Annotated in this window: 14 protein-coding genes; 7 read left to right on the top strand and 7 right to left on the bottom strand. The window is 40.0% G+C overall.

What is annotated here, in order from left to right:
• Positions 1-8: 8 nt before the first annotated feature.
• The gene (locus FXW07_RS08305) at positions 9-158 is read left to right on the top strand and encodes a hypothetical protein (protein ID WP_229395031.1); all 150 of its coding nucleotides are present in this window, start codon (positions 9-11) and stop codon (positions 156-158) included.
• Complete coding sequence (locus FXW07_RS08300; protein ID WP_048121334.1) at positions 155-367, top strand: zinc ribbon domain-containing protein; 213 nt, start codon at positions 155-157, stop codon at positions 365-367. Before FXW07_RS08305 ends, FXW07_RS08300 begins: the two co-directional genes overlap by 4 nt.
• Before the next feature lie 243 nt (positions 368-610).
• On the opposite strand, the gene FXW07_RS08295 is transcribed toward FXW07_RS08300, so the two are convergent.
• The 3 genes from FXW07_RS08295 to FXW07_RS08285 form a co-directional block, all read right to left on the bottom strand.
• Positions 611-1,345: a hypothetical protein gene (locus tag FXW07_RS08295; protein ID WP_229395030.1), complete on the bottom strand. Its 735-nt coding sequence runs from the start codon at positions 1,343-1,345 to the stop codon at positions 611-613.
• Positions 1,346-1,357: 12 nt separating this feature from the next.
• Positions 1,358-4,534 (bottom strand): tetratricopeptide repeat protein, encoded by a 3,177-nt coding sequence (locus tag FXW07_RS08290; protein WP_229395029.1) that lies wholly within the window; start codon positions 4,532-4,534, stop codon positions 1,358-1,360.
• A gap of 498 nt (positions 4,535-5,032) precedes the next feature.
• Positions 5,033-8,224, bottom strand: a complete 3,192-nt coding sequence (locus FXW07_RS08285) for a tetratricopeptide repeat protein (protein ID WP_229395028.1) — start codon at positions 8,222-8,224, stop codon at positions 5,033-5,035.
• A 500-nt stretch (positions 8,225-8,724) separates the two neighbouring features.
• On the opposite strand from FXW07_RS08285, the gene FXW07_RS08280 reads away from it, so the two are divergent.
• The gene (locus tag FXW07_RS08280; protein ID WP_229395027.1) at positions 8,725-9,063 is read left to right on the top strand and encodes a hypothetical protein; all 339 of its coding nucleotides are present in this window, start codon (positions 8,725-8,727) and stop codon (positions 9,061-9,063) included.
• A 111-nt stretch (positions 9,064-9,174) separates the two neighbouring features.
• Here FXW07_RS08280 and FXW07_RS19465 read toward each other — a convergent pair whose 3' ends face one another.
• Positions 9,175-10,161, bottom strand: coding sequence for a tetratricopeptide repeat protein (locus FXW07_RS19465; RefSeq protein ID WP_276573346.1), 987 nt, complete (start codon positions 10,159-10,161; stop codon positions 9,175-9,177).
• Positions 10,162-11,013: 852 nt separating this feature from the next.
• On the opposite strand from FXW07_RS19465, the gene lonB reads away from it, so the two are divergent.
• The 4 genes from lonB to FXW07_RS08255 all read left to right on the top strand — a co-directional run bounded on the left by lonB (position 11,014) and on the right by FXW07_RS08255 (position 17,641).
• Positions 11,014-13,110 (top strand): ATP-dependent protease LonB, encoded by a 2,097-nt coding sequence (gene lonB, locus FXW07_RS08270; protein WP_229395041.1) that lies wholly within the window; start codon positions 11,014-11,016, stop codon positions 13,108-13,110.
• An 11-nt stretch (positions 13,111-13,121) separates the two neighbouring features.
• Positions 13,122-14,450 (top strand): TldD/PmbA family protein, encoded by a 1,329-nt coding sequence (locus FXW07_RS08265; protein ID WP_229395040.1) that lies wholly within the window; start codon positions 13,122-13,124, stop codon positions 14,448-14,450.
• A 2-nt stretch (positions 14,451-14,452) separates the two neighbouring features.
• The gene (locus FXW07_RS08260; protein WP_229395026.1) at positions 14,453-15,763 is read left to right on the top strand and encodes a TldD/PmbA family protein; all 1,311 of its coding nucleotides are present in this window, start codon (positions 14,453-14,455) and stop codon (positions 15,761-15,763) included.
• 648 nt (positions 15,764-16,411) lie between these two features.
• On the top strand, positions 16,412-17,641 hold the full coding sequence (locus tag FXW07_RS08255) for a clostripain-related cysteine peptidase (RefSeq protein WP_229395025.1): 1,230 nt from the start codon (positions 16,412-16,414) through the stop codon (positions 17,639-17,641).
• 562 nt (positions 17,642-18,203) lie between these two features.
• On the opposite strand, the gene FXW07_RS08250 is transcribed toward FXW07_RS08255, so the two are convergent.
• The 3 genes from FXW07_RS08250 to FXW07_RS08240 all read right to left on the bottom strand — a co-directional run.
• Entirely contained in the window at positions 18,204-18,659 is a 456-nt protein-coding gene (locus tag FXW07_RS08250) for a universal stress protein (RefSeq protein ID WP_229395024.1), read from the bottom strand.
• 1,003 nt (positions 18,660-19,662) lie between these two features.
• Positions 19,663-20,601 carry a nucleoside recognition domain-containing protein gene (locus tag FXW07_RS08245; RefSeq protein WP_229395023.1) on the bottom strand — a complete coding sequence of 313 codons (939 nt, stop codon included), beginning with the start codon at positions 20,599-20,601 and terminating at the stop codon, positions 19,663-19,665.
• A gap of 215 nt (positions 20,602-20,816) precedes the next feature.
• Positions 20,817-21,039: hypothetical protein (locus FXW07_RS08240; protein ID WP_229395022.1), on the bottom strand; the 223-nt coding region annotated here is incomplete at its 5' end.

Below are 21,039 nucleotides of genomic sequence, written 5' to 3'. Positions count from 1 at the left end.
TTTCTATCATGCCTGACCCCATTCAAAAAGGAAAGTATGTCGTTTTTATTTCAAACACTCCGATATTAAGACCATTTGCAATATCATTAAATATCGCAACACTAAAGGTATCCCACCGTTTAGATTATCTAAAAGAGAATAAAGAGGCCATAAAATGAGTAAAGATATTCATTTCATCTGCCCCAAATGCGGAAATACCACCTACGAAACCGGCGAGATCCGCACCACAGGCGGCTTTCTCAGTAAAATTTTCGATATCCAGAACAAAAGATTCACCCATGTCACCTGCAAGCGCTGCAAATACACCGAGTTCTACCAGACCAAGAGCAGCATGTTGGGAGACGTTTTCGATTTGTTCACTTCGTAATTAGCCGATAAAGGATTTATTGGTGGAAATTACTTTTTTCTACTTTTTTCGTTTTTTTGATTGCTTGTTATCCGGGACTGGAGAGTAGCGTCTTTACGGGAGCTTGTCACGCTCGACGAAGGAGAGCGGCCTGTATAAAAAAATTTAAGAAATAAATCGTGATTTAAAACATTTTCCTGCGTTTCCTAACCTCGCCTTGTGATGAAATTTATTTATTGGTGCAGGCAAATGATTTTTGAATTTTCAAAATGAAATTTTGTAGCTGTCCTGACTTTCCTTACCTACAAGCTTCAAACCCAATCTAATGTGCATTTTGGCATACAAAAAGAATTTTAGATTAATTCCCTTAGCTCCTTGGGGAACTTTAACGATAGTGTAAAGTGTATTTACATCTCTATGGCTGGACAATGCACCTTCGCTGAAAGCCCAAATCGTCTCCGATGTTCCAATTCCTGCCACTTCAATAACTGGTTCTAATCTGTTAAATTCAATTTCATCAACAAATTGAACTTTAGGTTCTATAATCTCTGCAAACTTGAGGCTCAGTCCTATACTGACTTTGTGTTTTTCCTTTTTTGTTTCATAGATATTTTTTGGATACACATCGTGAACAATGGGTTTTTCAATGTCCTCTGAGAGAGATTCCATTTTGGCAAGAATTCTTGCCCATTCAAAATGAGTATTACGAGAATGCATAAACGAAAAAGGAGTTTCAATAAGCCAGAAATCATATTTTCTAAATAACATTTGCATTTTAGCTGGTGGTTCTATCTCTTGAAGCTCGTACATTTCTTTTAGATTATAGGGTTCAGGTCTTCCAACCTCAACCACAGAACCTTTGAGTTTTTCCCTTATTTCTGCTTCATCTTGTTCGATTTCAGGAGTTTTTCCAAAGGACTTTACCTCCTCAAAATGGATGTATTCGAGTTCTGTCCTGAAAAGAGGAGTTGTAATTTTTGTTGGAGCCTTGATTACCATTTTGCTACTACCTCACTTCCAATCACCAATAAGAACAAAAGGTGCCCATAAATAGGGATTTGAGTATCGCTCATCGTGAATGAATTCCACTTGAGTCATTTGGAGGGCTTCAGCTTTAGTCATTTTTTCTTCTCTTATTTTCCTGTAGAACTTTTCCATGAACTCGAAAGTTGAATCTGCCCTTACGGACCATAAACTGACTATTAAAGATCCTACTCCAGCGTAAAGGAAAGCTCTTGTAAGACCAATGAGTTCATCTCCAGGTTTTTGCCCGTTCAAACCTGTTTCACAGGCGCTTAATACAAGAAGGTTTGTGCTTAAATTTAAATCAAATATTTCTTTCATTTTAAGATCCTTATCTGCGAGTCTAAGTCCTGAATTAAGGGAATTTTCCCAATCAAATCCCCCGTGGCAGGATATATGAATTACATCATTACTTGCATTTTTTAATATGTTGCTTGTCGCCTCTGTTCCTAATTTCGGTTCTACGTTAAACAATTTAGCAACTAGTTTTGCTTCTCCTTCAAATATTTCTTTTTCATTCTCATTTGGAGTATATCCAATTGAAAGACAAGACTCAAGCTTTCTAGCTGGCTTATTTTGGGAATATTTTAGTGCTGTTAAACTTGGACTATAAACAATGGGAAAATATTCAATTAAGCGTTTATTCTCTGCAAAAAGCGCGTGAAGTGGTAAATAATGTAGCAATCCATGGGGAACTAAATAAGTAAGTTCACAATCCTTAATATATCCAAAAACAGGCTCAATAAGGTATTTGGACAAGTTAGTCCACATTTCTCCAATTCTACCTCGCATTGTAATAATCTCACTGAAGTAGTTTTGGATATGAATTAACAGGCTTTTTCTAGTGAGGTCAACAATTTCCACTTTAGGAACCTTTTCATCTGACCTCATCACAAACATAAAAACTTTATCAGATGTCGTATAATATTCGACGAAAGCGATTTTTTTAGTCTGACTCCCGATAAGTTCCTTTATTTCTTTGATTCCAAGGGGTTGCCCTTTACGTAAATCTACATATTCAGGCGAAAAGTCTCTAATCTGATCATACACTCCATTGAGTTCAGCTTCTGTTTCTTTAACCTTTCGAGTTAACTGGGCTATTTCATTAGCTTTTTCTGTTTTTCTTATCAGCCTATCGAGGGATCTTATTGATTCTAGTAATTGTTTCTCATTTACGAGCAGTTCTTCAGGTACATTCGCAGGTGTCTCTAATTCTAGATAGCGAAGTGAATCCAGTAAAGTACGCGACTTGACACGTCCCAAATACCCCCAGGCTTCTTCCGGATCATTCATTCTTGTACATAAAAAAGAAATCATGTCACTGTATAGTGTGCTTTTGTCCCACATGATGTCCATTTTAATTTCTTCTATTAAACACTGACTACGAATGGATTCTATACATTCTATTGATTCCTTGTAATTAGTAAAAGCACTATCATTATCAATTAATTTCTCATAGCATCTTCCCAGTGACCAGTAAATCTTAGATAATAAATCCAAATTGGCAGAGCCTAGAGCGTATTTTCGCGCTCCTGAAATAATTTCTAAGGCAATTGAGTAATTTCTTTCTAAATACGATAGGTTTCCTAAATTGTTCAGTGTCATTGCTACATATGATTGGTAAGATACGTTGCTGAGGTCATTTTCAAGGAGTTTTTCATAGATTTCGAGTGCGTTTTCGTACCTTTGTTTAGCCTCTTCACGGCGTCCCATATTTATAAGCAAGTTTCCTAAATTGTTCAGTGTCATTGCTACATCAGATTGGTAAGATACGTTGTCAGGGTCGGTTGCGAGGAGGGTTTGCCTCATTTCGAGTGCGTTTTCGTACCTTTGTTTAGCCTCTTCAATGCGCCCCATATTTTTAAGTAAGTTTCCTAAATTGTTCAGTGTCATTGCTACATCAGATTGGTAAGATACGTTGTCGGGGTCGTTTCTGAGAAGGGTTTCATAAATTTCGAGTGCATTTTCGTACCTTTGTTTCGACTCTTCAATGCGCCCCATATTCCAAAGCAAGGTTCCTAAATTGTTCAGTGTCATTGCTACAGATGATTGGTAAGATACGTTGTCGGGGTCGGTTGCGAGGAGGGTTTGCCTCATTTCGAGTGCGTTTTCGTACCTTTGTTTCGACTCTTCAATGCGCCCCATATCAGAAAGCAAGGTTCCTAAATTGTTCAGTGCCATTGCTACATCTGATTGGTATACTACGTTGTCAGGGTCGGTGTCGAGGAGTTTTTCATAGATTTCGAGTACGTTTTCGTACCTTTGTTTAGCCTCTTCAATGCGCCCCATATTTTTAAGTAAGTTTTCTAAATTGTTCAGTGTCATTGCTACATCTGATTGGTAAGATACGTTGTCGGGGTCGATTGCGAGGAGTTTTTGCCTAATTTCGAGTGCGTTTTCGTACCTTTGTTTCGACTCTTCAATGCGCCCCATATTCCAAAGCAAGGTTCCTAAATTGTTCAGTGTCATTGCTACAGATGATTGGTAAGATACGTTGTCGGGGTCGGTTGCGAGGAGTTTTTCACAAATTTCGAGTGCGTTTTCGTAYCTTTGTTTYGACTCTTCAATGCGCCCCATATTAGAAAGCAAGGTTCCTAAATTGTTCAGTGTCATTGCTACATCAGATTGGTAAGATACGTTGTCGGGGTCGTTTCTGAGAAGGGTTTCATAAATTTCGAGTGCATTTTCGCACCTTTGTTTCGACTCTTCAATGCGCCCCATATCAGAAAGCAAGGTTCCTAAATTGTTCAGTGTCATTGCTACATCTGATTGGTAAGATACGTTGTCGGGGCCGGTTGCGAGGAGTTTTTCACAAATTTCGAGTGCGTTTTCGTACCTTTGTTTTGACTCTTCAATGCGCCCCATATTAGAAAGCAAGGTTCCTAAATTGTTCAGTGTCGCTGCTACAGATGATTGGTAAGATACGTTGTCGGGAGCATTTTCGAGTAGTTTTTGAGAGATCAATAGAGATAGTTCGCAGAAACTTTGTGCCTGGAGGAAACGTCCCATATCGCATAAGAGATATCCAAGAGTGAAAACATCATCAAAGCTCTTCTGGAGGTTTGACTGATAAAATTCGTTTTTGGGATCTTTTAAAAGAAGCTTTGCGATTTCTTCGTCCTTTTCAAGCTCTTTTAAGGCTTCCTCATATCTACCGTGTTGCATTAAAGATAATGTATTCTGAAAAGGTCTTTCGGTTTTTTGAAAATGTCTTTTAATAGAATCTTTCAAACGCCCTAACATAATAAAAGAATAAATTCAGGATAGGTTAAACATTGTGTTTTTTTACGATAGAGTTTAGCAAAAAGTGCATAAATAAGAGATTATTTACTTTTCTTTCTTTGCATACGCGGAAAAGCCGCGCAGACAGTGTGTGGATAAGCTAAAAATTCTAAGTTAAAGCAAAGAGCCACAAATTTGAGAAAATTTCAAAAATACATGTTTGAGTAGCCAGGGAGTTATTCAGAAAAACGATAGCAGAAAAAATTATGAAAATTGAAGTGACATCTATGGAAAGTTGAAGGGACATCGATGAAAAGTTGGCTTTTTCGTTTTTTGATTGCTTGTTGTCCGGGACTGGAGAATAGCGTCTTTACGGGAGCTTTTCACGCTCGACGAAGGAGAGCGGCCCGTCCGTTAAATGTTTTGGAGTATAATTTTTATTTAAATTGCTGGAATTAGGATAAAACTACATTTTTTCTTGAGCTTTTCTAAATTATGGTTTTTCAGATCCTGAATTTGCTTATTCATCAGAGGAGAATACTGTTCTATTAAGGATTTCTTCTCTTTTCCTTCATTCTCTTTCTGATTCAGGTCTCTCCGGTTCTTTTCAAGAAGTTCCTTCAGTTCACTGCTGTTTTTGCAGGAATCTATTTCTTTCAGGAACTGAATAAATTCCTTTCCATCTCCTTCAGGATCCTTAAGTATTTCAGATTCTTCAAATATGTGGATGATTTTTGTTGTGATTGGCACTTGACCGATCTGGCTGTCCCAGGCAGGGAAGTATCCTGTGTTTATGGTTGCCAAGAGGATTAACTGCTCCATAGCTCCATTAACTGGAGAAATTATCCCTTTTTCCTTTTGCGCGTTTGAATGCTTGTCAAGTGTGAGAGCAATTCCGGCAGATCCACCCAGAACATTTTCCTCTGCTTCTACAGTAAATATCCCATTTGCCATTACAAAAGCCGTATTTCCTCCCTCCAATGGACGGTTGATATCTGTTGACGCCGTTTCGTAGAAGCTCTGGGGGTTGTCGTTTGTCTGTGGCACTAAAATAATATTGCAAACAGGAATCAGACGGTGCCTTAGCTCAGTATCTAGGAATTCGTAACATATCATGACTCCTATGTTGAGTTTTTCCTGGAGTCTGAAAATGTGGTTTACTTTACCCGGTTCCATCCCTTCTTCGGAAAATACTGACCTTTCTATTCTTGCCCCCAAATATTTTTCGTTATGAACTATTTTTGATGAGGGGATTACTACAGGAGAGATATTTTTCAGTAAGTCAGCCTCTTCGAATTCGCGGGTGAATAATTTCCCATATTTTTCGAGATTTTCATCAACTACGTAGTGACTGCCTGCAACAACCAAAATCCCATTTTCATCTGCGAATTTCTGCATCTCTTCAAGATAATCGAAAGGAATAGAGAATTCGGGGAAAACAATAATATCAGCCTCATTTTTTAAAGCTTCAAGAATTGCAATGACCTTTTTGTGGTAGTTATCATCAGTTGAGATTTTTATAACCGAATTTTCCTTGTAGGCATGATATTTTAGTTGAACAACGGCAATTTTTGGTTCTTTTCCAATACATATTTGATTACTGCAGTCATATTGAAGAATTCGGATCTCATGGCCATTGGTTATTTTCTCAAAATAATTGACGGTCTCAAATACTGGTTTTTTCTGTCCAGTCGGCATGAAACTGATTTTGTCCTCTCCTTGAGGCAAATAACCTAATTCGCGTAAATTGATTTCAAGCAAGCCTTTCTCAGTTTCGTCTCTGGAGAGAGCTCTATCAAAAAGAATTTTGTCTCCTATCTTGATGGTTAATTTACCTTTTATCTGTTCAGGGTCAAGGAATCTGACTTTCAATATCCATTTTTCATAAATAATGTTGAGATTCAAAGGTTTTTCAAAATAATCTTTAATCTTCCTGTTCACGTGCCTGAAGAGGTTTTCAAGAGCTTTTGACTCGATTAAACTGATTCTTTCTTCGAATTCTTCCTGGCGTTGTCGCCGCGTTGTCCTGCTTTTTTCTTGAAATATTTTCGGGATGCTTTCCAAAGAAGCCTTTATTCCGCTAAGGTTAGCATCGTCCTGAAAAGGCTTAAACGCCTCGGCAACCACTTTTTCCAGCTCATGAACTTTTACTTCCCCGTCCCCTTCCACATATTCCAGAATATTTAGAAGCCCACTATAAACATTATAGCACACGTCGGCTTTTTTATAATTCTGACTGGCCTCTTTGAACTTTTTTACGGCCTCACTCACAAGTCCAAGTTCGGTTTTCCCGGAGGCAAAAGCTTCGTTTATGTATTTTCTTCCTTCAAGGTAACAGGCAGCCGAAATATATAATCTTGAAATAACCTCATCTTTTTCTAATTCTTCCAGTTTTTTAACTGCATCAAAAGCCTTTCCATACTTTTCCGCCCTTTTTTCAAAACCGTTTTCAAGCTTCATTCTTTTCATTAAAAAATCAATATAGGCATTGAGTCCGGCTTCAATCACCAGTTCCCTCTCGTTCCTTAGCTCATACTTGATAAAAAATTCTTGATTATTTTTGCATAATTTATATACTTCTTTCAAGTATCTCATTCGATCTAAGGGTTCTTTTTCTTCTGTGGCAAGTATGGAGTTCAAATCAATAAGTCTAATTATTGAGTTGGATTTTTTACCTATGGTCAAATACTGCATCGGTTCAGTGTAGATTGCTAGTGATTCTTCGTACCTTTGTTTTGCCTCTTCGATGCGCCCCATATCAGAAAGCAAGGTTCCTAAATTGTTTAATGTTCCTCCTACGTAAGATTGGTAAGATACGTTGTCGGAGTCGGTTGCGAGGAGGTTTTCATAAATTTTGAGTGCTTTTTCATACCTTTGTTTCGCCTCTTCAATTCGCCCCATATAAGAAAGCAAGTTTCCTAAATTGTTGAGTGTCATTGATACATCTGATTGGTAAGATACGTTTTTGAGGTCATTTTCAAGGAGGTTTTGCCTCATTTCGAGTGCGTTTTCGTACCTTTGTTTCGCCTCTTCAATGCGCCCCATATTAGAAAGCAAGTTTCCTAAATTGTTGAGTGTCACTGCTACAGATGATTGGTAAGATACGTTTTTGAGGTCATTTTCAAGGAGGTTTCGCCTCATTTCGAGTGCGTTTTCGTACCTTTGTTTCGCCTCCTCAATTCGCCCCATATCAGAAAGCAAGTTTCCTAAATTGTTGAGTGTCATTGATACATCTGATTGGTAAGATACGTTTTTGAGGTCATTTTCAAGGAGGTTTTCATAAATTTCGAGTGCTTTTTCGTACTTTTGTTTCGCCTCTTCAATTCGCCCCATATTAGAAAGCAAGGCACCTAAATTGTTCAGTGTTGTTCCTACGTAAGATTGATAAGATACGTTTTCGGGGTCGGTTGCAAGGAGGTTTTGAGAAATCAATAGAGACAGTTCGTAGAAATTTTGTGCTTGGGGAAAACGTCCCATATCATAGAAACGATATCCAAGAGTGAAAACATTGTAAAAGCTCGTCTGGAGGTCTGCCTGAAAAAATTCGTTTTCGGGATCTTTTAAGAGAAGCTTTGCGGTTTCTTCGGCTTGTTCAAGTTCTTTTAAAGCTTCTTCTAATTTTCCTTCTTGCATTAAAGATAATGTCTTTTGAAAATGTCTGCCTGCTGAATCTCTCAAACTCTCTGACATAGCAAAAGAATAAATTCACGATGGCTTAAACATTGTGTTTTTTTCTCGATGGAGTTGCAGCAAAAAGTGCACGAATAAGAGATTATTTGCTTTTCTTTCTTTTCATACACGGAAAAGCCGCGCCGTGGGCGCGTGGACAAATTCGACCTAAGACGGCTGACTACGGCTGCTACGGATTAGATTTTAAACCGCTTGATTTCCTCCCACTTGAAACGGAGTTCTTTTAGTTTTTTGCATCCAGGGCCTTTTCATTCAGGTATCAGGAATCTCACTTTATCCCATGGTTTTAATAATTTGATGTTTATTGATTTCTAAAGGGAGTACCTGGGAAAAGGTAAATAATGTGAACAGATAAATGAAATAAGAATAAGGTCGAGATTCGGGGGGAGGGTAGAATCGAGATTCCTGAGTTTAGAAAAAAAGAAAAGATATACCTGCTGCTTGTGAGTATCTTTCTCACAGCTATCCTCTTTTATACCTTATATATCGGACAGCTTCTCTGGGGCATAGTTATTGACGTTCTCATTCTGAGGCTTTATTTTCTAATGAAAAGGGAAAAGAGTTACTTCAGGGAACGTTCCCTGGATGAAAAAAAAACCGGGACTCCGCAAGATCCTCAGATGAGGAAGAAAGTCCGGCTTGCAAACATTCTTGTTACTCTCTTCGTACTTGGACTGATTATTTACTCGTACTTTACTTTCCAGTTCCTCTCAGGGGTCGTTGCAGGCCTGCTGATTTTGCTTTATGTACACATGCTGCTGTTTTCAAAGGACAGCCTTTAAAAAATTAAAGTGTTCGGGCTGTTGCAAGCTTTAAGAGATTACAGGCTCTATAACGCTTTCCTCTATGACTCAGCTCTCTATGACGCTGCCGGCACATTTGAGATAAAAACCTTAAAGCTTTTCAGGCTTTTCCGAATTTTCCGGATTCTCCAGGTTTTCCAGAGTTTCTGGCCTTTCCTGTTCTTCCAGTTTTTCCGGGTTTTCTGGCTTTTCCTGTTCCAGTTTTTCCGGGTTCTCCAAGGTTTCCTGTTCTTCCAGATTTTCTTGCTTTTCCTGATTTTCCGAATTCTCTAGGTTTTCCAGGTTTTCCGGCTTTTCCTGTATTTTCATTGTTTCCAGTTTTTCAAGCCTTTCCCGGGTTAAAGCAATAGCATCTTTGATAGTTGCATCTTCAGGCTGCTGGTTGAAGATGTTTTCCTGCATAGTCAGGGCTTTTTCAAGGCTTTGTTTTGCAGTATCGGATTTTTCCGGGCCCTGCTGGACCAGGCAGTTTCCAAGCCGGCTGAGCGCAACTGCAAGTTCAGCCTGATAGCCCAGGTTCTCGGGCTTTTCTTCCAGCAGCTTTTCATAAAGCTCAATTGCCTGACTGAGGACTTCGCATGCTTGCTCAAAAGAACCCATGTCCGTAAGGAGAGCTGCATAATTGTTCAGGTTCTCGCCGGCAGCAGACCGGAAGACTGCATTTTCAGGCTCTTTTGCCAGGAGGTTTTCATAGGTCTCACGGGCGCGGACATAATATTCCACAGCTTGCGGATTTTCGCCTTTTCTTTTGAGAAGGTTTCCGGTATTGCTCAGAGTTGTACCCATGTAGTGCTGGTAATTGGTGTTTTCAGGATCGTTTTTAAGAAGTTCTGAGCCTGCATCAAGCGCCTTTTCGTAGGTTTCGAGGGCTTCATCGTATTTCGACTCAGTATAATAGATGCCTCCGCGCATAAAAAGAATGTAATATACGGCGTCAGTGGCTTTTGCTTTCCTTGCAGAGTCTTCTGCTTTATCTAGGGTTTCAAGGGCTTTATCCAGCTTGCCTTTTTTGATATGGGTTACTGCACTGTGAATTTGCTTCAGAAGGAGAATATTTCTTACCTTGCTTCTGGACATAAGAGAAAAATGCCCCTTGTTTTTTTAAATAGCTGTCGATGCCGGTTTATGGACAGCCGGCGGACATAGCTTAAAGTTAGGTCCTGATACCTCTAAGCTAGCTCTAAACCGACATGCACTGGGCTAACGGGTCTAAACTGGCTTAAACTGATATAACTGGTTTTAAATGTTCTGAACTGACCTGAATTGGTCTGAATTAATCTGAGATTGTCTGTACTGACCTTGCACTGATCTGAACTGGTCTGAACTGATATGAAATTGTCTGAACTGATCTGAACTGGTCTGAACTGATATGAAATTGTCTGAACTGGTCTGAACTGATATGAAATAATCTAAAATAATCTAAACTGGCCTAAAATAATCTAAACTGACTTAAAATTATCTGAACTAATCTGAACGGTCTGAACTGATCTGAAATGATCTAAACCAGTTATGAATCAGCTCTTAAGTAACTCTAGTATGAATTAGCGAATAATGCTCAATGTATATATAGGGGGGATAGCATAAAAGAGTTGAAATTATCTAAATGATTTGAGAATTAATTTTCCATTACATTTTATAGCCAAACAAAAAAATCTAGCAAATAATATAACAACAAAAAGTACCTATTGATCATATATAATAAAACATTTCTACAAATGGGAGACATACTGGCAGGTTAATTATATATGCAGTAAGTTAATATAATTAGCAGAAAGATGGAGGGGTCACAGTAACTTGAGGAACTCGTTATTGTGGCATCTCCTTTTGCCAATCATTTTATCACTAAAAGCATTTATTTTTTCGATAACGTCAAGTATATATATCGATCAGTAACGTCTATTGAATAACGTTCGAATATGTGAGCTAACCATGGTGTATAATAATAATCAGAACATAGACGAGTCTTCGGGGAAGATGGACGAACCCGCTGAAAACATCAGCAAGCCCGTTCAGGATGTAGACACGTCTACGGCCGATCAGAAGAAGGAGGAGTCCGGTGGGGGTATGACCGGGCCTGAATCCAATCAAGTAAAGGCCGAGTCTGAGTCCGATCAGGACGATTATGAATATGTTGATATCGGCTTTTCTTTTGAAAATACTTCTAATATAGATGTACCCAAACTTCTTATCGACCAGGTGCTGGGTCAGGAACATGCCGTCGAAGTCGTAAAAAAAGCGGCTGGTCAGAGACGGCACATTATGATGATAGGGACCCCAGGAACAGGGAAATCTCTGCTTGCGAAAGCAATGGCAGAACTTCTTCCAAAAGAAGAGCTAAAGGACATCCTTGTATATCCTAACATGGAAGACCTTAACAATCCTAAAATAAGGGAAGTTCCTGCCGGAAAGGGCAGAGAAATCGTCATGGCTCACAAGATGGAGGCCAGGAAGAAAGCTCAGGCCAGAAATATGCTCATGATGCTTTTTGTTGTGGGCATTATCATCTATTCTTATTTTGTTGGTCAATTACTCTGGGGCATTATTGCAGGTATCATGATTCTCATGCTAACCCGCCAGTTCTTGCCTAAAGAAGAAATGATGATCCCGAAACTGGCGGTTTCAAATTATGACAAAGAGCATGCACCTTATATCGATGCAACCGGAGCCCACGCAGGAGCTCTGCTTGGAGATGTGAGGCACGACCCATTCCAGTCCGGTGGGCTTGAAACTCCTGCTCACGACAGAGTAGAAGCCGGAGATATCCACAAGGCCCACAAGGGTGTGCTCTTTATTGACGAAATCAACACTCTCAGGCTGGAATCCCAGCAGAGTCTCCTGACTGCACTCCAGGAAAAGGAATACCCGATTACCGGACAGTCCGAGAGAAGTTCAGGAGCTCTTGTCAAGACCGAGCCAGTACCCTGCGACTTTATTATGGTGTCTGCAGGAAACCTCGACGCTGTGCAGAAGATGCACCCTGCGCTCAGGTCAAGAATAAAAGGTTACGGCTACGAAGTTTACATGCAGGATTCTATGGAAGATACTCCTGAGAACCGGAAGAAAATGGTCCGTTTCGTTGCCCAGGAAGTTGTTCGGGACGGGCACATCCCTCACTTTGACGAAGGTGCAGTGGAAGAAGTAATTCGGGAAGCCAGAAGGCGGGCAGGCAGGAAAGGGCACCTTACCCTGAAGCTTCGTGACCTTGGTGGGCTTGTACGCGTGGCAGGAGACATTGCCCATTCCGAAGGCGCTCCATTAACAACCGCTGAGCACGTACTTGCAGCAAAAAGAATTGCAAGATCTATTGAGCAGCAGCTTGCAGATAGTTATCTAGAAAACCGCAAAGATTACGAGTCCTTCCTTAGAAAAGGTTCTGCTGTGGGCAGAGTCAACGGGCTTGCAGTCATGGGTGGAGATTCAGGAATTGTACTTCCCATAGTATCCGAAGTCACCCCGGCACTTTCCGGAGCCGAAGGGCGTATTATAGCAACAGGTAAGCTTAAGACAATTGCGAAGGAAGCAGTGCTAAATGTCTCTGCCGTGATTAAGAACATGACAGGCACTGACGTATCCAGACATGATGTCCATATCCAGTTTGTAGGGACCTACGAAGGTGTCGAAGGAGACAGTGCATCAGTTTCCATTGCAACAGCTGTCATATCTGCCATTGAGAAGATTCCTGTAGACCAGACCGTGGCAATGACAGGTTCCCTTTCAGTCAGGGGAGATGTCCTGCCTGTAGGTGGAGTTACCTATAAAATTGAGGCTGCAGCCCGGGCCGGTATTAAGAAAGTAATTATCCCCAAAGCAAACGAGGCAGATGTCCTTATTGAAAAGGCGTACAAGGAAAAAATCCAGATTATTCCTGTCTCCTCTATTGCGGAGGTAATGGAACACAGTCTTGTAGGTCCGAAAAAGAACTCAATTATCGAAAAATTGCGAAACATTACAAAGCTCAGCTTCGATATTCCTGAGGTTTCACCCGCTTCCGTGCAGGCTAAAAACCTGTTCGGGTGCAGGAACTGATCATGACTATTATGCAGGATATTAAATTTTATGACTGCAGGGTAATTGAGGGCAGTTCCACCTCAATTATTCTGGATAACGGAAAGATCGAGGAACTATCCAGAAACTTTACACGGGGGGCCGGTGTAAGGGCTCTCTGTGGTGGTTCCTGGGGCTATACATCTGTGGAAGGGGAAGTCGACCTTAAACAGGGCGTAGAGGCGGCCTCAAAACTTGCTTTTTCTATGAACGCACATACACCCAGGGAAGACGTGGAACTCGCAACCATAAATCCTCCGGAAGTAAAGAATCTCCCTGAGGTCAGAATCGACCCAAGGAATGTTCCTATTGAGGAAAAAGTCGATCTTTTAAAAAGCATAGAAACCCATGCAAAAGTAAAAGGCATCAACAGTACCAAGGTAATGTACCTGGAATCCGAGTTTAAAGTTGAGTACAGGAGTTCCGATGGAATTGAAGGTGCTTATGAGCTTATGAACGTCGGTTTTGCGGTTTCGGCAGTTGCTTCGGAAAACGGAGTATACCAGGCAGGCAGAGAGAGCCGCTTTGGTTACGGGTATGAGCTTTTCAAGAAAGAAAATGTTCTGGAACTTGCTGGCAAGGCAGGAAATTCCGCAATTGAACTTCTCAAAGCAAAAACCCCTAAAGGTGGAGAAATGCCTGTGATCCTTGACCAGGAACTGGCTGGTGTCTTTGCCCACGAAGCCGTGGGGCATGCATCTGAAGCCGATCTTGTCCTCGAAGGGGACTCCATCCTTGAAAACCGGATCGGAGAACAGATTGCATCTCCCCTTGTTACGATTATCGATGACCCTACCCTACACGAGTTCGGATACTATCCTTTTGATGCCGAAGGATCACAATCAAAAAGGACAGAAATAATCAAGAACGGGGTTTTTAATTCATATCTTCATTCCCGGGAAACTGCAGCGAAACTTGGGGGAACTCCAGGGAACTGCAGGGCTCAGGGCTATTCAATGCCCGTTGTCAGGATGAGCAACACCTTCATAGATAACGGGGATGCCAGGTTTGAAGAGATGCTTGAAGAGGTAAAAGACGGCATGTACCTTATAGGCTCAAGAGGAGGACAGGTAAATACCGGAGAAGGGATTTTCCAGTTCAATGCCGAAAAAGGGTACCTGATAAAGAACGGAGAACTCACAGAACTCATACGTGACGTTTCTCTCTCAGGCAAAACTCTTGAGATTCTCAACCATGTGGCCCTTGTGGGTAACGACCTTAAAATGACTGCAGGCAGATGCGGAAAAGCCGGGCAGCTTGTACCCGTATCAGATGGTTCTCCTCATCTTGCAATCTCAAAAGCCCTTGTGGGAGGTGCCTGAAGATGTACGAGCTTGCAAGAAAAGCCCTCAGGCTTGCGGAAAAAGCAGGGGCGGAAGAAGCTGAAATATATTACGCTGCAAACCACTCAACTGGTGTGAACTTTAGAAAAGATGCCCTTGAAAACGCTAAAGACCGTTTTTCGGAAGGCATAGGAATCCGTGCTATAGTAAATGGAGCCGTTGGCTTTGCCAGCACGAATTCGGCAGCACAAATAGAGGATGCCGTTGAGGTCGCAGTTGCCGAAGCCAGGGTCAGGGAAAGCGACCCTGATTGGGTAAGTCTTCCTTCTAACGGGAAATATCCCACTGTCTCGGGTATCTTTGATAAAAAAGTCGAGACTCTGGAGCTTGAATCCTGTATTGAGTATGCTCTGGCACTTATTGAAGGCACAAAAGAAGTCCCAGGCACGCTTCCAACATCAGGAGGCTTTACCCGGTCAAAGGGCAAGCAACTTATCCTGAACACTAATGGCATAGAAATCGAAGAGGAATCAACAGCAGTTTCCGGCTTTGTGGATGTCATTACTGTTAATGGGCAGGCTTCAACAGCCTATGACTTTGGGATTTCCCGTTCTCTGGATATTGATTTCTTTGCCATCGGAAAGAATGCAGCCGATCTTGCCCTGAAGTCTAATAGCGGAATAAAGATCGAACCGCAAAAAACTGATGTGATTTTCCATCCGTTTGCTATTTCAGACATTATTGAAGAAGCACTTGCTCCTTCGCTTGACGCGGATAATGTCCAGAAGGGAAGGTCAGGCTTGATAGATAAAGTCGGAGAAGAGCTGGCGGTGCCTGAACTCAGTATTTACGATGACGGGCTCATTGAAGCTGGAATTGAAACATCGGCTTCGGATGACGAAGGTGTTCCTTCACAGCGCACTACCGTGATTGGGAAAGGTGTGCTTGAGACTTACCTCTATGACAGTTATACTGCAGGAAAAGCAGGCGTAAAGAGTACAGGGAACAGCTCCAGGTCTTCTTATACAAGCCCTCCTTCAGTAGGACTCAGGAACGTTATTCTTGATTATCCTCAGACGGATGTTATTGCTGATACGCAGTCCGGGGTCTTCGTAAACACAGTGATCGGCGCCCACACGGCAAACTCGATTTCAGGAGATTTCTCCGTAGAAGCCAGAAATGCCTTCACAATTAAAGACGGAGCACTTGATAAGCCTATAAAATCTCTCATGATTTCGGGCAATGCTTTCGAACTCTTGAAGCAGATCTCAGGAGCAGGCTTTGATGTCAGGAAAGTCGGAGGAATAATTACACCTTCTATCCGGGTTTCGGATATGAGTGTTATAGGTTAAGGGCTCGTAAAGAGCCTTCTTTTTTTTCAAGAATTGATAGGTTGATTACTAAGGTTGATTACTAAGGTTGATTACTATTACTCCAGGGTTTTAATTAAAATTATTTTACATGAGATCTTTTTTATTATTTAGATCCTGCTTTCGGCAAGTACTTTGTATTTTCGTTGTATCTCCTTCGAGTATCTCCTTTCGAATCTGTTTTGCCATATAACTAATTTGTTCCTAACATGTCAATACCACAATTCCACTTTTATATGAACCCATGTTTGGGACATATGTGATCTTATGAACATGTGAGATACAGCTATAGTTTCAAAAACATCATTAACAATTAATTTTTACATTTTAATATCTGCCTGCCAATACAGGTTACATGCAATTGTAACTATAAGTCCTAAATACAGATTCTCTAATAATTATATGTTCTTAATTATATATAATAACTATTAAAAAACATCACTTTTACAGGTAAAAAATACAATCAATAAAATACGGCTCTATGTTGTTTTGAGTGGGGAATTAAGTGGGGGATTATTTTCCGAATTTTAACTTTGATCACTCAGAGTACTTGACTAGAAGACAGAGTACTTGATTCGAAGAAATAGTTTTGAGTTTTTAGATTAACTTTTAAATAAATAGGTGAAGATAATGGAAACGAAAGCCAAATGGACGTACATGGTTTATATGGCCGGCGATAATAATTTATCAACGGCTGGTGATGAAGATCTAAAAGAGATGAGGCAAGTCGGCTCGAGCCCTGAAGTTAATGTTTTAGTCCAATTTGATAATGCGGGTATTGAAGGATCCAGACGTTTCTATATTCAACGTGGGGGTATCAATGAGAAGGTTGAATGTTTAGGGAAAACCGACTCTGGAGATCCGCTTGTTCTCGAGAATTTCATAGACTGGTCTTATGAACATTATCCAGCCGAGCGCTACGCATTGATTTTGTGGAATCATGGTGGGGGGTGGAAGCCTGGTGATTTTGACAGGCTTGCTAGATATGAGAGGACCAGGAATTGGAATGTACGTGAAGCGAATTTTTTATCAGCTTCAGAATTAAAGAGAACCTTATTCAATACGACTATCAGTAATATCCTTAATTTGGACTTACCGGAATTGAGGGAGATCTGTATCGATGATGGGTCTGGCCATTCTCTAGACACAATAGAGCTGGGCAAAATCCTTGCTCATGCAAAAAAAATAATTGGACAACCTTTGGATATTCTGGGCATGGATGCTTGCCTTATGAGTAACTTCGAGGTGGCCTATCAAGCAGCACCATACGTAAAATATATTGTTGCATCTGAAGCAAATGAGCCTAATGAAGGATGGCCATACGAAGCCATACTTGACATTCTGTCCAAAAACCCGGAGATTTCAACGCCAGATATTTGTTGTGAGATCGTGAGGGTTTATACAGAAACTTACAAAAAATGGGGCCAATCTAATGTGACTCAGTCGGCTTTCGACCTTTCAAGAATTAAAGATGCCACAAAGAGTTTAGATTTGCTGGCTAAAGAATTGATCGATAAGATGCCTGATGTAATTAATAATATGCAGAATGCTCAAAACAAATCAAAGAGCTTTTGCACCTACTCTCTATGGGATGTGTCTCATTTCTGCAAGGTATTATCAGGTTTAATTCAGGACGATAATCTAAATCAGGCGATACAAAAAGTTATCACTGAATTCGAACCGAATTCGAAAAAATTCATTATTGCAGAATCGCATCTCGGAAATGGCTACGACCAATGTTGTGGAGCATCAATCTATTTAATTCCGCCACTTATTCCCGTTTCGGAATATTATGCAGACTTAGAATTTGCGAAAGACTGCAAAAATTGGCCACTTATGCTTCAAAAATATCACGAGTAATATACAACAAGTAATGATCGGGAAGAATTAAAAATTTAATTTATTGGTCATCGGTTAAGGAATTTTCTTGCTTGAAAGCTATCGATTTTGCATTAGAAGCCGGCCTTAATTTTGGCCTGTTCCAAATATGCATGAAATTTAATTACATCAGGAGATGGTTACCGACATCCCCTCTCAAGCATGAATTGAAGCAAAATCTTACATGGATTGAAGCAAAATCTTACACATTATACATGGATGATATGAAGGATGTCCAGAACCATTAGACCTAATTTAAAATTAACTAAAATCCATCTTATCTATAAAGACTCAACCAAATAGAAATGTGATCTGAAGGAATAAGATCTCGAATATCTGGAGGTAAAGTCTATACTTGATTTTTTGAAGATTTGATGAATACCACAAATAATATCAAAGAATCAGTATAAAATAAGTAATATATTAATTGAACAGAAAACTCTTATTACCAAAGGTTAATTACCGAAGGTTATTGTCGAACAACCTGTTTAGGGGGGGGATGGCCGCCCTAAAACGAATGAGAATTTCTGGCTCTTATCATTTTTCAATTTTCTTTTTCGGCTTCGCCTTTTACGACCATTACAGGTGTTTTTGAATGCCTTACTACATTTTCAGCTATGCTCCCAAGCAGGAACCTGTCAAGCCCGGTTCTTCCAAGCGAGCCCATAACTATAAGGTCCATGTCTTCCTGTTCTGCAAATTCCATAATTCTGTTTGCAGGATGCCCTTCCAGAATTACAGGTTCGACCTTAACCCCCAAAGTTTTTCCCACCTCTTCAACAAAAGTAACGGCTTTTTTCGCTTCAGCATTGAGAATTTCTCTCAGAGACTCCTCCCACCCGAAATTTCTCGGAGTATAGCCCGCTGAGGCAATTACGTATACGGCGTAGAGTCTTGCTCCAGTAAACTTAGCAAGCTGAACTGCTGCCTCGACTGCCTTTTCTACCTGTTTCGAACCGTCAGTTGCAATCATTATCTTGTCGTAACTTTTGCCTTCCAAAATAAAATCCCCCAATTTTTACGTTACAATCTTTACATTACAATTTTTACGTTACAATTTTTACATTACAATTTTTACGCTACAATTTTTACGCTACAATTTTTACGTTACAATTTTTACATTACAATCTTTACATTACAATTTTTACATTACAATTTTTACATTACAATTTTTACATTACAATTTTTACATTACAATTTTTACATTACAATTTTTACGTTACAATTTTTACGTTACAATTTTTACATTACAATTATTAGAATTATATTTTTACACTACATTGCACAAACTCTTATTCTGGAGCTTTCTATTACATCCGTGGAAAATCTCTCTTGTGCAAACATTTCGATATTTACTCACACTTGCCGGGAAAATACATCTCCCAATACTGATATAGAGAGTCATATATAAATTACTTTTTCGTTAAGTTTTATTATTTTACTAATTAAGATTACCTTAACCCTGATATACAACAGAAAAAATAGTATTGTTTTAATATTGATTTTATTGTATTAATATTGTTTTACTGTATTAATTCCGTTTATTAGCTATATAAGGACAAAAAACCCTTGACGTTGAATTTATTCCCTCCAATTATGGCACAAAAAGGAATTCTCTTTTTGCGCACCAGAACACTTATATATAGCTTAACCCTCACTGAGGGGTGGTGAACGGGTAAGCTCAACTCAATTGTTATTGACAATAATTATATCCAACATATTTTAACCTCCTCCAAAAAACCCCGTTCACAAACATATTTTTTATATCTTTCTTAAGTTTATACAAGTAATTTTTAGTTATTTTTTTAATATCTTTTCTGTTATAACTCCCTGTTCAATTCTTGGTCACAGACCTTGAGAGAAATTTCCTCCTGACAATTTCCTCACTGCTATCTTCTGTACCACTGCCCCTACACCGCTATTTTCCGTACCACTGCCCCTACACCGCTATCTTCCGTACTGCTACGCTCTTGCGCCGCTAGCTCCCACTGATAGCCTCTGAATTATGGAGCGATACTTAGAAGTACTAGAAGGATTGCGAGCCTTACAAACACGCTTATTGCCATTGAGTATATGACAATCTGAAAGCCCAATTGAGTCCCGAAAATCGCTATTTTTCCTGGAAGCTGGCTTCGAAGTGCAAAAATAGGGAGCATGAACATACTGCCAAGCATGAGCACAATCATTGCCTGTATGTTTGTAATTTCTCCTGAGTGAATCATAGGGCCCAGAAGTGAGATTCCCAGGATTGGGCTAGCCACATAGCTTGTCAGCGGGACAATGGACACAGGAGGAATTTTAAAAAATTCAGCAAGGGGGAGCACACTGAAAATCTCAAAAAAACCCTGTTCCTGAAGTACAAAAATAATGGTAGTTGCAATAACGTAAACTCCTGCAATTTTTAAAAAAATCCTGAACTCTTTCCTGAAAGCCCGGATTATCGCACTTTTCAAGGATATTTTCTCCCTGTTTTGCAGTTCAGGGATTCTGCAGGAGTTGCCTTTAAGGAACAGTTTGCTTGCAATTGCAATTACCAGGATTTTGAATACTGCTGTGACCACGAATACAATAGAATAAAATCCCCCTACCACAAGGCCAAGTGCAGGCAGAACTATCGGAATCTGGTAAGTGAAAAGTTCCCGAAAATAAACAGGCGTAGAATTCATCATCGCACAGAGTAAGACCTCTCGATTTTCCAGGCAATTCTCTTTTTTTGCCTGAAAAAGCATGCTATTTGCAGCTACCGTAGACCCTATTGATACCAGGAAAGCTGAAGCGCAGGTATCGGGCAGGTTAGTGTAGGCAAAGATAGGGCTTACAAGCTTGGAAAATTTCTGCATCAGGCCGAGTTCTACAAGTACGCTTGTACCCACAAGCCCCACAAAAATCATTGCAAGTACTGGAAGCGCGAAATCAAGTACTTTGATGAAAAGACCTATCATTATTAGTTGTTTTCCATAGAAAAGTAATAAATATATCCAGAAAAGGTCTGGGACTCTATCCCTGAAAAATTTTAAATTTATATTTAGTTAATTTTTTTAGCTGATTTTTTTTATCTGATTTTTATATTTAGCTGATTTTTATGTTTATCTGATTTTTATATTTAGCTGATTTTTAGTATCCTCTTCAAATTGAGTGGAAACCCCTCAATTTCCACTCACTGAGCTTTTTCTCTGATGATTTGAGCTAAAGATGGCATCTCACATATACTGCTGACTCTATCGCATATGTACTGATATGCACTTACCCCCAGTTTCTTTGCTGTCTGAATAATCGTCATAAATGTATCATTTGCTTTTGTTCCTTCCTCTGTTATGGTTTGAAGGCTCACATCTCTTTTTCTGACCTTTGCTCTTGCTGCCAGTTCCGCTGCATTGTTA

The organism is Methanosarcina sp. DH1 (genome assembly GCF_020804205.1).
Taxonomy (GTDB): Archaea; Halobacteriota; Methanosarcinia; order Methanosarcinales; family Methanosarcinaceae; genus Methanosarcina; species Methanosarcina vacuolata.
The sequence above is the reverse complement of the archived record's forward strand: the minus strand, read 5'-3'. Positions and strand labels throughout refer to the sequence as shown.